This is a genomic window from Nocardia veterana NBRC 100344 (genome assembly GCF_000308855.1).
GTDB classification, from domain to species: domain Bacteria; phylum Actinomycetota; class Actinomycetes; order Mycobacteriales; family Mycobacteriaceae; genus Nocardia; species Nocardia veterana.
Map to the genome: position 1 here is coordinate 110,045 of NZ_BAGM01000095.1, position 12,533 is coordinate 122,577.

13 protein-coding genes are annotated in these 12,533 nt (G+C 68.2%); 7 read left to right on the top strand and 6 right to left on the bottom strand.

The window, feature by feature from the left end; genetic code table 11:
* Positions 1-6: 6 nt before the first annotated feature.
* The 4 genes from dnaJ to hemW all read right to left on the bottom strand — a co-directional run bounded on the left by dnaJ (position 7) and on the right by hemW (position 3,967).
* A complete protein-coding gene (dnaJ, locus tag ON37_RS17640) occupies positions 7-1,155 on the bottom strand; it encodes a molecular chaperone DnaJ (protein ID WP_040720685.1) in 1,149 nt (382 codons plus the stop codon).
* A 128-nt stretch (positions 1,156-1,283) separates the two neighbouring features.
* Positions 1,284-2,315 (bottom strand): heat-inducible transcriptional repressor HrcA, encoded by a 1,032-nt coding sequence (hrcA, locus tag ON37_RS17645; protein WP_040720686.1) that lies wholly within the window; start codon positions 2,313-2,315, stop codon positions 1,284-1,286.
* A gap of 186 nt (positions 2,316-2,501) precedes the next feature.
* Complete coding sequence (locus ON37_RS17650) at positions 2,502-2,711, bottom strand: hypothetical protein (RefSeq protein WP_040720687.1); 210 nt, start codon at positions 2,709-2,711, stop codon at positions 2,502-2,504.
* Positions 2,712-2,806: 95 nt separating this feature from the next.
* Positions 2,807-3,967: a radical SAM family heme chaperone HemW gene (gene hemW, locus ON37_RS17655; protein ID WP_040720738.1), complete on the bottom strand. Its 1,161-nt coding sequence runs from the start codon at positions 3,965-3,967 to the stop codon at positions 2,807-2,809.
* 222 nt (positions 3,968-4,189) lie between these two features.
* Here hemW and ON37_RS34700 point away from each other — a divergent pair, with 222 nt between their 5' ends.
* The 6 genes from ON37_RS34700 (at position 4,190) to ON37_RS17680 (ending at position 10,068) form a co-directional block, all read left to right on the top strand.
* On the top strand, positions 4,190-4,282 hold the full coding sequence (locus ON37_RS34700) for an Ms4527A family Cys-rich leader peptide (protein WP_368854180.1): 93 nt from the start codon (positions 4,190-4,192) through the stop codon (positions 4,280-4,282).
* A 132-nt stretch (positions 4,283-4,414) separates the two neighbouring features.
* Complete coding sequence (locus ON37_RS17660) at positions 4,415-6,193, top strand: nitrite/sulfite reductase (protein ID WP_040720688.1); 1,779 nt, start codon at positions 4,415-4,417, stop codon at positions 6,191-6,193.
* Positions 6,194-6,208: 15 nt separating this feature from the next.
* Complete coding sequence (locus tag ON37_RS17665) at positions 6,209-6,925, top strand: phosphoadenylyl-sulfate reductase (protein ID WP_040720690.1); 717 nt, start codon at positions 6,209-6,211, stop codon at positions 6,923-6,925.
* A gap of 5 nt (positions 6,926-6,930) precedes the next feature.
* Positions 6,931-7,863 carry a sulfate adenylyltransferase subunit CysD gene (gene cysD, locus ON37_RS17670; RefSeq protein ID WP_373282044.1) on the top strand — a complete coding sequence of 311 codons (933 nt, stop codon included), beginning with the start codon at positions 6,931-6,933 and terminating at the stop codon, positions 7,861-7,863.
* Entirely contained in the window at positions 7,863-9,152 is a 1,290-nt protein-coding gene (locus ON37_RS17675) for a sulfate adenylyltransferase subunit 1 (protein ID WP_040720692.1), read from the top strand. Before cysD ends, ON37_RS17675 begins: the two co-directional genes overlap by 1 nt.
* A gap of 163 nt (positions 9,153-9,315) precedes the next feature.
* Positions 9,316-10,068, top strand: a complete 753-nt coding sequence (locus ON37_RS17680; protein ID WP_373282046.1) for a sirohydrochlorin chelatase — start codon at positions 9,316-9,318, stop codon at positions 10,066-10,068.
* Positions 10,069-10,172: 104 nt separating this feature from the next.
* Here the strand turns inward: ON37_RS17680 and ON37_RS17685 are convergent, their stop codons facing one another.
* Both ON37_RS17685 and ON37_RS17690 read right to left on the bottom strand, forming a co-directional pair.
* On the bottom strand, positions 10,173-10,961 hold the full coding sequence (locus ON37_RS17685) for an HAD family hydrolase (RefSeq protein ID WP_040720693.1): 789 nt from the start codon (positions 10,959-10,961) through the stop codon (positions 10,173-10,175).
* A gap of 87 nt (positions 10,962-11,048) precedes the next feature.
* Positions 11,049-12,032 carry a helix-turn-helix transcriptional regulator gene (locus ON37_RS17690; protein ID WP_051031710.1) on the bottom strand — a complete coding sequence of 328 codons (984 nt, stop codon included), beginning with the start codon at positions 12,030-12,032 and terminating at the stop codon, positions 11,049-11,051.
* An 89-nt stretch (positions 12,033-12,121) separates the two neighbouring features.
* On the opposite strand from ON37_RS17690, the gene ON37_RS17695 reads away from it, so the two are divergent.
* Positions 12,122-12,520, top strand: coding sequence for a VOC family protein (locus ON37_RS17695; RefSeq protein WP_040720742.1), 399 nt, complete (start codon positions 12,122-12,124; stop codon positions 12,518-12,520).
* The last annotated feature ends 13 nt before the right edge of the window (positions 12,521-12,533 follow it).

Genomic DNA, 12,533 nt, shown 5'->3' on the forward strand with positions numbered 1-12,533 from the left:
GTGTTTTCAGCGGCCGCTGAACGACGCCCGCAGGCGCGCGAACAGCCCGCTGTTGTGTTCGGACTGCGCCGACAGCACCTCGGTCCGTTCCCCGTTGCGCGTCGCCTGATACTTGCGCAGCAGGTCGAACTGCTTGTTGTCCAGCTTCGTCGGGATCACGATGTCCAGATGCGCGACCAGATCACCCCGCGAGCTGGACCGCAGCTTGGGCATCCCGTGCCCGCGCAGTACCGACACCTCCCCGGGCTGCGTGCCCGGCGGAATGGTCAGCTCGGTCGGGCCGTCCAGAATGGTGTCGATCACCACGGTCGTGCCGAGCGCGGCGTCGACCATCGGAACCCGGATGGTGCAGTGCAGATCGTCACCGTCACGCACGAAGGTGTCGTGCGGCTGTTCCACGATTTCGACGTAGAGGTCGCCGGCCGGGCCGCCACCGGGACCGATCTCACCCTGCGCGGCCAGCCGCACGCGCATGCCGTTGGCGACACCGGCCGGAATCGGCGCCGCGATCTCCCGGCGCGCCCGCACCCGGCCGTCGCCACCGCATTTGCGGCAGGGGTCCGGAATCGTCTCGCCGGTGCCGCGGCAGGTCGGACACGGCCGCGAGGTCATCACCTGACCCAGGAACGAGCGCTGCACGGTCTGCACCTCGCCGGCACCGCCGCAGGTCTCACAGCGAACCGGCTTGGAATTGCCGTTGGTGCCCGAGCCCTGACACAGATCGCACAGCACCGCAGTGTCGACGGTCAGGTGTTTGGTGACACCGACCGCGCATTCGGCCAGCGAAAGTCGCGTCCGCAGTAGCGAATCCGCGCCCGGCTGCACCCGTCCCCGCGGCTTGCGCGCACTGGTGGCGTTCATGCCGCCGAAGAAGGCCTCGAAGACATCGCCCAGACCACCGAAGCCGGCCCCGGAGAAGCCGCCGCCCGCGCCGGCCGACTCCATCGGGTCGCCGCCCAAATCCACGATTCGCCGCTTCTCGGCGTCGGTCAGGACCTCGTAAGCGGTGGAGACCTCGCGGAACCGTTCCTGGGCATCCGGATCCGGGTTGACGTCGGGGTGCAGCTCCCGCGCCAGCTTGCGGTAGGCGCGCTTGATCTCCTGATCGGACGCGTTACGCCCGACGCCGAGAATTCCGTAGTAGTCCCGTGCCACTTGAGTCTCTAGTCCTGTTCCGAATGGTTGGTTCAGCATCCCCGGTCGCAGGCGATGCTGCCGTGTTCACTTTGGCCAACCGGCGAACTGCGGTGCCGGCCGGTGCGGATCCCGGTCGTCGGGCGGGCTCATCGTTCCGCGAGCACCTCACCGATATAGCGGGCGACCGCGGCGACCGAAGCGATCGTGCCGGGGTAGTCCATCCGGGTCGGGCCGACCACTCCCATACCTCCCAGCACGGTACCCGGCATACCGTACCCGGTGGATACCACGGCGGTACCGCGCATCTGTTCGACCCTGGTCTCCTCCCCGATCTGCACGGTCACCGTGCCCGGCTGCTGCGCGGCGGCCAGCAGTTTCAGCACGATCACCTGCTCCTCGAGTGCTTCGAGCACCGCGCGCAGCGAACCCGGGAAGCCGAAGTCCGCGGCGTTGCGGGTGAGATTGGCGGTGCCGCCCAGCACCAGGCGTTCCTCGGGGTGTTCGACGAGCGTCTCCACCAGGACGGTCGACACCCGGACCAGGACGTCGCGCAGCCGGGCCGGGGCGTTCTCCGGCAGTTCGGCGACCGCGGTGGAGGCGGCCGCGAGCCGCTTGCCGTCCATCGCCTTGCCGAGCATGCCGCGCAGCGCGGCCAGATCCTCGTCGTCGATGACCGCGCCCAGGTCGACCAGGCGCTGATCCACCCGGCCGGTATCGGTGATCACCACCAGCAGCAACCGCGCGGGATTGAGCGCCACGACCTCGATGTGCCGCACGGTGGAGGCCGACACCGTCGGGTACTGCACCATCGCGACCTGACGGGTCAGCTGCGCCAGCAGCCGCACCCCGCGGCGCAGCACATCATCGAGATCCACGCCGCTTTCCAGGAATTCCATGATCGCCCGGCGCTCGGCGTTCGACAGCGGCTTCACCTCGGCGATGTTGTCGACGAATTGCCGATAGCCCTTGTCGGTCGGGATACGGCCGGAACTGGTGTGCGGCTGGGTGATATAGCCCTCCGCCTCCAGTACCGCCATATCGTTGCGCACGGTCGCGCTGGACACGCCCAGGTTGTGCTTGTCGACCAGGGTTTTCGAGCCGATCGGCTCCTTGGTCGCGATATAGTCCGCGACGATCGCCCGCAGGACCTCGAGCCGCCGCTTCTCGGTGCTCGACATCGGGCCCCACCTCCTCGCTCGCCATCGGGTTCCACACGGCCGCACACGGGCAGCAGCGATCACGCGGATACCCGGTTGATCCGACTCCAGTTTAATTCCTGTGCGTCGGACTTCCCGAGTGTGCGGTCACACAGTGTCTGCGCGCGGCGAAGAAGAGCGCAGGGACGATGGCGAGTCGGATCGCGGTCAGTCGACCGCGACGCCCAGTTTGCCGGCGGTCGCGTCCAACCCCAGCATCGACAACAGGGCGCGGCAGTCGTCGACCCCGGTGGAATGGCTGGCAACAGCCCGGGCGGCCAGCGCACCGCGGCGGGCGGCCTCGGCCTTCTCTGCGGCACGCGTTTCGGCGAACTCGCTCTGCTCGTGGACAAGTGTGATGTGGCGTGCCTGTGACATGTGTCTCCTTGCGTTGCCTCGAACCCTACGCTGTCGACCGCGGCCACCGCTCGGCAGTGGCGATTTCCGGTCGGATCGAACAGCGCCGGAGGCCATTACGCGAGCAGATCGCGAACCACCGCGTCGGCGAGCAGCCGTCCGCGCGCGGTGAGCACCAGCCGGTCCCCGTCGAGCACGACCAGACCGTCGGAGACCAGCCGCTCACCGGCGGACCGCCCGTCGGGATCGAGTTCCCGCACCGGCAGGCCGGTGCGCAGCCGCACCGCCAGCATCACCCGCTCGGTGTACCGCTCGGCCGCCGTGAGCTGCTCCCAGCCGGCCGCGGGCAGACCGCCCCGGGCCACCCGCTCGGCATAGCGGCCCGGATGCTTCACATTCCACCAGCGCACCCCGCCGAGATGACTGTGCGCGCCGGGGCCCGCGCCGAGCCAGTCGCCGCCGTCCCAGTAGCCGAGGTTGTGCCGACACCGCGCGGAAGTGGTTGTGGCCCAGTTCGATACCTCGTACCAGTCGAATCCGGCGGCGGCCAGCCGCGCGTCGATGCGTTCGTAGCGGGCGGCGAGGGTGTCCTCGTCGGGAGCCGGCAGTTCACCGCGGCGAACCTTGCGGGCCATCGCGGTGCCGTCCTCGACGATCAAGGAGTACGCCGAGACGTGGTCGACGCCGGCCGCCAGAACGGCGTCGAGGCTGGCATCGAGATCGGCATCCGATTCTCCCGGGGTGCCGTAGATGAGGTCGAGGTTGACGTGGTCGAACCCGGCGGCGCGGGCCTCGCGGGCCGCGGCGACCGCACGACCGGGCGTGTGCGTGCGATCGAGGATGCGCAGCACGTGCGTGGCCGCCGACTGCATGCCCAGCGAGACCCGGGTGTAGCCCGCGGCGCGGATGCGGTCGAAGAAGTGCGGCGAGGTCGATTCCGGATTGGATTCGGTGGTCACCTCGGCCCCGGGGGCGAGGGTGAAGTTGGCGCGGATCGCCGCGAGGACCTCGGCGAGCCCGTCGCCACCCAGCAGCGAGGGGGTGCCGCCGCCGACGAAAACCGTGGACACCGGCGGTTGAGCCGTCGGCAGCGCGTCGAAAGCCGCTGCCGCCGTTGCCAGTTCTCCGCGCAGCGCCGCGAGCCACGATTGCGGCGAGGCCGAGGTACCCAATTCCCCCGCCGTGTAGGTGTTGAAATCGCAGTATCCACAGCGCGTCGCGCAGAACGGTACGTGGACGTAGATTCCGAACGGACCGCCGCCGAAATCGCCCAGCATCGGAGCCGGGGCGGCGGCGTGTTCGGTGGGGGCAACGGTCACTCCCCCAGTGTGCCCTCCGGCCGTCGAGTGACCGCCCACACGCCCCCGCTCGGAACGAATCCGGTTGATCTATGACGCATCTCACAAATTAGGACGTCCGTCCAGGGAATTTCCCGCTTTTTCGGGGGAAATATCACCCACCCGTCGGAAAGACCCATCTGACATGGCACAATGAGTCGCATGACCGGACTTGGAGTACGCCTCGTGGCACGTCGCCACGTCGACTTCAAGCGTGTCTGCAGCGCCAGCTGTCTGCCGGATCGCCTCCGGTAGCTCGGCCACCCTATCCCGATTCCCGGCGTCGTCTGTGATGCCGATCGGTCCGATTCGCTGAATACCGAAGGCGCGAGCCAGCCCCTCCCGCCTGCCGCAAGGCTGATCCATCTTCTTCAGGAGCGACCCCCTATGACGTCGAGTACCGACGCCGGTCCGGCCACACCCGAATCCGCCCGTCCCGAACGGGAGCGCCGGGTGCGGCCCGACCGTCCCCGCGCCCAGGCCCCGGCGGGCCCGCGGGAACGCACCGGTCCGGTCCGCCGCAAGAAATCCGAGGGCCAGTGGGCGCTCGGATACCGGGAACCGCTGAACGCCAACGAGCAGAGCAAGAAGGACGACCATCCGCTCAACGTCCGCGCTCGGATCGAGAACATCTATTCCAAGGCCGGATTCGACTCCATCGACAAGGCCGATCTGCGGGGCCGGATGCGCTGGTGGGGCCTCTACACCCAGCGCGAGCAGGGGTACGACGGCACGTTCACCGGTGACGAGAACATCGATCTGCTCGAGGCCAGCTACTTCATGATGCGGGTGCGCTGCGACGGCGGCGCCCTGAATCTCGCCCAGCTGCGCACCCTCGGCGGTATCTCGACCGAGTTCGCGCGCGATACCGCGGACCTGTCCGACCGCGAGAACCTCCAGTACCACTGGATCGAGATCGAGAACGTTCCCGAGATCTGGCGGCGGCTCGAGGACGTCGGCCTCAAGACGACGCAGGCCTGTGGCGACTGCCCGCGCGTGGTGATCGGCTCGCCGCTGGCCGGCGAATCGCTGGACGAGGTGCTCGACCCGACCTGGGCGATCGAGGAGATCAACCGCCGCTACATCGGCGACAAGAACCTGTCCAACCTGCCGCGCAAGTTCAAGACCGCGATCTCCGGCCAGCAGGATGTGGTGCACGAGGTCAACGACGTCGCCTTCATCGGTGTCGTGCACCCGGAACACGGTCCGGGACTGGACCTGTGGGTCGGCGGCGGGCTGTCCACCAATCCGATGCTCGGCCAGCGGACCGGCGCCTGGATTCCGCTGGAAGAGGTGCCGGACGTGTGGGAGGCGGTGGTATCGGTCTTCCGCGACTACGGCTACCGCCGGTTGCGCAGCAAGGCGCGGTTGAAGTTCCTGATCAAGGACTGGGGCGTCGAGAAGTTCCGCGAGGTGCTCGAGACCGAGTATCTGAAGCGCAAGCTGATCGACGGACCGGCGCCGGAACAGCCGAAGAAGATCATCGACCACGTGGGGGTGCAGAAGCTGCGCAACGGTCTCAACGCCGTCGGCTTCTCCCCCATCGCGGGCCGCGTTTCCGGCACCGTGCTGACGAAGGTCGCCGACGCGATGGAGAAGTACGGCTCCGATCGTGTCCGCTTCACGCCGTATCAGAAGCTGATCGTGCTCGATATCGCCGACGACAAGGTCGAGGACCTCATCGCCGAGCTGGAGCCGCTGGGCCTGCAGGCCCGACCCTCGGTTTGGCGTCGAAACCTGGTGGCCTGCACCGGGATCGAGTTCTGCAAGCTGTCGTTCGTCGAAACCCGGCGGCGGTCCCAGGATCTGATTCCGGATCTGGACGAGCGGCTGGCCGATATCAACGCCCAGATCGACGTGCCGATCACCATCAATATCAACGGCTGCCCGAACTCCTGCGCCCGTTCGCAGATCGCCGATATCGGTTTCAAGGGCCAGCTGGTCGACGACGGCAGCGGGAATCAGGTGGAGGGCTTCCAGGTTCATCTGGGCGGCAGCCTCGGGTTCAACGCCGCCTTCGGGCGCAAACTGCGCCAGCACAAGGTGACCAGCGCCGAACTCGGTGAATACATCGAGCGCGTCGTACGCAATTTCGTCAAGAACCGCAACGAGGGTGAGCGGTTCGCGGAGTGGGCTGTCCGCGCGGACGAAGCCGACCTTCGGTAACGGGAGATTTCTGATATGGCAACCACTTTGGAAAAGCTGAGCGAGGACGAACTGCGCCGGATCGCCGCCGACGGCGCGGCGCAACTCGGTCCGGACGCTTCGGCCACCGAACTGCTGCAGTGGACCGACGACACCTTCGGTTCCGGTTACATCGTCGCCTCCAATATGCAGGACGCGGTGCTGGTGCAGTTGGCCGCGCAGGTCCGCCCCGGCGTCGACGTGCTGTTCCTCGATACCGGCTATCACTTCGCCGAAACCATCGGCACGCGCGACGCGGTCGAGACCGTCTACGGCGTGAACATCGTCAACGTGCAGCCCGAACACAGTGTGGCCGAACAGGATCGCCTGCTCGGCAAGGATCTGTTCGCGCGCGAGCCGAACGAATGCTGCCGGCTGCGCAAGGTGGTGCCGCTACAGAAATCGCTGGCCGGGTACAACGCCTGGGTGACCGGCATCCGGCGCGTGGAGGCCCCCACCCGGGCCAACGCGCCCCTGATCTCCTTCGACGAGGGCTTCGGCCTGGTGAAGATCAATCCGATCGCCGCCTGGTCCGACGACGAGATGGCCGCCTACATCGAGCAGCACGGCATTCTCGTCAACCCCCTTGTCGAGGAGGGATATCCGTCCATCGGTTGCGCTCCGTGCACACGGAAGCCGGAACCGGGAGCCGATCCGCGAAGCGGCCGTTGGGCCGGCCTCGCCAAGACCGAATGCGGGTTGCACGCCTCATGACTTCAATGGTGACCGATACAGAATCCGACGTTCTCGCTTCGCTCGAGGGCTTCGACACCCTTGCCGCCCTCGAGAGCGAAGCCATCCACATTTTCCGCGAGGTGGCAGGCGAATTCGAGCGCCCGGTGATCCTGTTCTCCGGCGGTAAGGACTCCACGGTGCTGCTGCACCTGGCGCTCAAGGCGTTCTGGCCGGCGCCGCTGCCGTTCTCCCTGCTGCACGTGGACACCGGCCACAACCTGGACGAGGTGCTGGCCTTCCGCGATCACGTGGTCGAGAAGTACGGCCTGCGCCTGCACGTCGCCAGCGTCGAGGAGTACCTGGCCGACGGCCGGCTCACCGAACGTCCGGACGGTATCCGCAACCCGCTGCAGACCGTGCCGCTGCTGGACGCCATCAGCGAGAACCGGTTCGACGCCGTCTTCGGCGGCGGCCGCCGGGACGAGGAGCGGTCCCGGGCCAAGGAACGGATCTTCTCGCTGCGCGACGCGTTCGGCCGATGGGACCCGAAGCGGCAGCGCCCGGAGCTGTGGAATCTGTACAACGGTCGGCACGCGCCGGGTGAACATGTCCGGGTCTTCCCGTTGAGCAACTGGACCGAACTCGACATCTGGCGCTACATCGCCCGCGAGAACATCGAATTGGCCACCATCTACTACGCGCACGAGCGGCCCGTGTTCCAGCGGGACGGCATGTGGATGACCCCCGGCTCCTGGGGCGGCCCCCGCGAGGGCGAGGAACTGGTGATCAAGTCGGTGCGCTACCGCACCGTCGGCGACGGATCCACCACCGGCGCAATACTTTCCGATGCCGCGACCAACGAGGACATTCTCGCCGAGGTCGCCGCGTCGCGACTCACCGAACGGGGCGCGACCCGGGGCGACGACCGCGTCTCCGAGGCCGCCATGGAAGACCGCAAGCGAGAGGGTTATTTCTGATGTCCGACCTACTGAGACTGGCCACCGCCGGCAGTGTCGACGACGGCAAGTCCACACTGGTCGGACGCCTGCTCTACGACACGAAATCGGTGCTGGCCGACCAGATCGACGCCGTCACCCGCGCCTCGGTCGACAAGGGTCTCGCCACTCCGGATCTCTCGCTGCTGGTCGACGGCCTGCGGGCAGAGCGGGAGCAGGGCATCACCATCGATGTCGCCTACCGCTACTTCGCGACCCCCAAGCGGTCCTTCGTGCTGGCCGACACTCCCGGACATGTGCAGTACACCCGCAACACCGTGTCCGGCGCCTCGACCGCGCAGCTGGTGATCCTGCTCGTGGACGCCCGCAAGGGTGTCATCGAGCAGACCCGCCGGCACGCCGCCGTGATGGCGCTGCTGGGGGTGCCCAAGCTGGTGCTGGCGGTGAACAAGATCGATCTGGTCGACGACGCCGAGGCGGTGTTCCGGCAGATCGTCGCCGAGTTCAACGAGTTGACCGCCAAGCTCGGCTGGGCGCCCGAGGATGTCGTCGAGATCCCGGTCTCGGCGCTGCACGGGGACAACATCGCCTCCCGCTCGGCGAACACACCGTACTACGACGGGCCCTCGCTGATCGAACATCTGGAGTCGGTACCGGTCGACGCCGACAGCACCGGCCGCCACCAGGTGGGCCTGCGATTCCCCGTCCAGTATGTGATTCGCCCGCGCACGCCGGAATACCCCGACTACCGCGGTTACGCGGGCCAGGTCGCCGCCGGTGTGGTGGCCAAGGGCGATGAGGTCGTCGTGCTGCCGTCCGGTATCCGGACCACGGTCGAGCGGATCGACACCGCCGACGGTGAGCTGCCGTCGGCCCAGCCCGGACGCAGTGTGACGCTGCTGCTCACCGACGAGGTGGACATCTCGCGCGGCGACACCATCGTCGCGGCCGCCGACGCGCCCGAGCCGATCGACGCCTTCGACGCCACCGTGTGCTGGCTCGGCGACAAACCGCTGCGGCCCGGCGCGCGACTGCTGCTCAAGCACGGTACCCGCACCACCCAGGCCATCGTCGGCACGCTGATCGAGCGGTTCGACGAGCAGAATCTGGCCGCCGATCCGAATCCGGAATCGTTGGCGCTCAACGATATCGGCCGCATCTCGGTGCGGGTCGCGGAACCGATCGCGGCCGACGACTACCGGGTCAATCGCTACACCGGCAGCTTCCTGCTGATCGATCCGGCCGGCGGTAACACGCTGGCCGCCGGCCTGGTGGGCGATGTGCTGACCTCGGTCGAGGTCGGAAGCTGAGATGAACTCCGCCGGTGGGATGTTCGTGAGCGGTGAGTGGTCATACCGGCCGTTCGCCGCACCCACGGCGCCACCCGGCACCGCTCTCGCCGACGCCGGAGCCGGCACCGATCGTGGTGCTGGTCCGGCGGCCGAGTCGTCTCCGGTGCCGACGTCCCGGCGGATCCGCGATTCGGTCACCCGTCGCGCCCCGGCGTTCATCGCGGTCGCGCACGGGAGCCGTGATCCGCGTTCGGCCGCGACGATGTCCGCCGTGGTCGCCGAGATCGCCGGACGACGCCCGGATGCCGACGTACGACTGGCGTTCCTGGACCTGAACACCCCTTCGGTCGAGCAGGTCATCGATGCCGTTGCCGCACAGGGTCATGCCGAGGTGGTGGTGGTTCCGCTGCTGCTGGGCAGCGCCTTTCACGCCCGCGTGGACCTGCCCGGCATTCTCGCGGCCGCGCGCAACCGGCATCCGCTGCTGCGCATCGTCCAGGCCGATGTGCTCGGCACCGATGAGCGGCTCGTCACGGCCCTGCGCGACCGCGTGGTGAGTCTGGGCGCCGATCCCGCCGATTCCGGCCTCGGTGTCGCGGTCGCCGCGGTCGGTTCGTCGTCGGCGGCAGCCAATCGGATCACCGAGCAGGTCGCCGCGGCCCTGGCCGTGGGCACGTCGTGGCGGACCGCGATCTGCTTCGCGACGACGGAACCCGCACTGCCGCAGGCGGTGTCGGAGCTACGGCGTCTTGGTGCGCGGCGCGTCGTCGTCGCGCCCTGGTTCCTGGCTCCCGGTCTGCTGACCGACCGTCTCGCCGCCGCCGATCCCACCCTCCGACACGCGCCCACCATCGGCGCCCACCGGCTCCTCGTCGACGTCGCCGTCGATCGCCACGACGCCGCCGATCGCGATCGGCTCGACCTGTCCGCCTAGGACTGCCCGAACTTTTCCTGCGAACCTCGGCGACGATGCGGAACCCGCAATCGCGACTGGGTTCGCACGATTTGTTCACCCGCTCACCGGGAGTATCCGGCGGATCAGTTCCCGAACCAGCGTTCCAGGACCAAGGCGGCGCCGTCTTCCGCGATATCGGCCGTCGTCTCGTCGGCGATCTCGCGCACCGCAGGGACCGCGTTGCCCATGGCCACGGAATGGCCGGCCCAGGTGAGCATTTCGATGTCGTTGTAGCCGTCGCCGATCGCGAGGGTCTCCTCCGGCTCGATCCCGAGTTCGAGCCGAAGTTGTTCCAGCGCCCAGCCTTTCGACACGCCCTGTTTGGAGGCGACCAGCCAGGGTTCGTCCTCACCGTGCACCCAGCCGGCCCCCGGCAGATCCAGTTCGCCGACGGCCTCGATCATTTCGGCGAGACTGCCGCCGGGCCACCAGCCGTTGAGCCGGGTGGTCGGTTCCAGGCTCAGTTCGGCGTCGTCGACGAAGCGGAATTCACCGAGCCGGAAGCTCCCGGGGTAGTAGCCGGTGGCCCAGGTGCCCACGCCCACCTTCTCGACCGAGAGCACCATGTCGGGAAGGAGCGCACGCAGTTTCGCGACCGCGGGCTCGGGATCGAAGGTATGGACCGCCAGCGGCTCCCAATTCGAAATATCCACGTGCACAGCGCCGTTCGAACACAGTGCCTGGCCTTCCTCGAGTCCCAGCTCCTCCATCACGAGCCGGGTGGCCAGTAGGGTGCGACCGGTGGTGACCACCACGTGGGCGCCCGCGTCGACCGCGGCGCGCACCGCCGCACGAACGCGCGGACTCATGGGTGCGCCCGCCTGCAGGATGGTCCCGTCGACGTCCAGGGCAATCAGTCGAGGACTGTTCACCGGGTCATTGTCACCGATCGTGCGGCTGCACCGATATCGCCGCCGCGGTTACCCGGCGGTACAGCCCATCCGAACCGAAACGCCCGATCAGCGGGTGGAACCGTGGTCGGTGGGGCCCTCGCCGCATCGGCGCACCGGCCCGCCGTAGATCTCGTTCAGTTCGGCCGCCAGCAGTGCCATCTCGGCCCGAACGGATTCGGGTGCAACGACTTCGAGCCGATTGCCGAATCCGGCGAGCTGTTCGGCGACGGCCCGCGGCAGGTGGGCGGTGACGCGCAGCTCGATCCGGCCGTCGGCGGCGGGCCCGGCCTCGGTGCAGTGCCGGCCCAGCCGATCGCGCAGCACCGGGACCACCGCCGGATCGGCCCGGACGATCGCCTCGACTCGTCCCCGGCGGCCTTCCAACTCCTCGACCACCTCCGACCACACCTGCTCGAGATCGAATTCGTCCGGGACGACGGCACTGTCGTCACCGGCGACCACCTCGCTCATCCGGTCGACCCGGAAGGTGCGCCGGCCGCGCTCGGTCCCGGCGATCAGATACCAGACCCCGCCCTTGTCGACGACGCCCCACGGATCGACGGTGCGATCACGGGCGTCGGGACCGTAGCGGAAGCGCACCCTGCGGCGTCGGGCCACCGTTTGTTGCAGGATGCCAACCTCCGGTGGCACCGCTCGCGGACGCCGCCCCCACGCGGCCGGGTCGACCAGCGTTGCCGCCGCGGCCGCCTGCGCCTCACCGCGGAAGGTCTCCGGCAGCGCACGCAGGAGTTTGCGCAACGCGGATCGGGTCGCGGGTGATGCCGAAGCCGCCGGGCCCAGCAGCAGGAACAGGGCTCGGGCCTCGTCGGCGGTCATTCCGCTCAGGTCGGTTCGCGCACCACCGACGAGCGCCCATCCCCCGCCGCGCCCGGGCTGGGGGTACACCGGCACCCCGGCCGAGGACAACGCTTCGAGATCGCGCCGCGCGGTCGCCACCGACACCTCCAGCTCGGCGGCGATCTCGGCGGCGGTCACGCGGCCACGAGACTGCATCAGCAGCAGGGTCGCAATCAGACGATCGGCTCGCATGCGGGAATTCTGTCCGAAAAAGTGATCATTCGGTGAGCACTTTGGGCCCGAGAATCGTCGTCGACACCGAAACGATCGAGGAGTTATCGATGCTGCGAGGCATGACCACCGTGTCCTACTACGCCGACGACCTGGATGCCGCCAAGAGCTGGTACACCGAATTGCTCGGCACTGCACCGTATTTCGAGGTACCCGGCTATCTGGAGTTCCGGATCGGCGACTATCGGCAGGAACTCGGCATCGTCGACCGCCGCTTCTGCCCGGACCCGGAACGTGGCGTCGGCGGCGCGCTGCTGTACTGGCACGTCGACGATCCGGCGACCTCGCTGCGGCGGCTGCTCGATCTGGGCGCCGCTGTACACCAACCGCTCACCGAACGAGGCGAGGGCTTCGTCACCGCGTCGGTCGTGGATCCGTTCGGCAATCTGCTCGGCATCATGACCAACCGGCACTACCTCGACGTCCTGCAATCGCGACGCACGGCGTGACGAGCGCGCACTC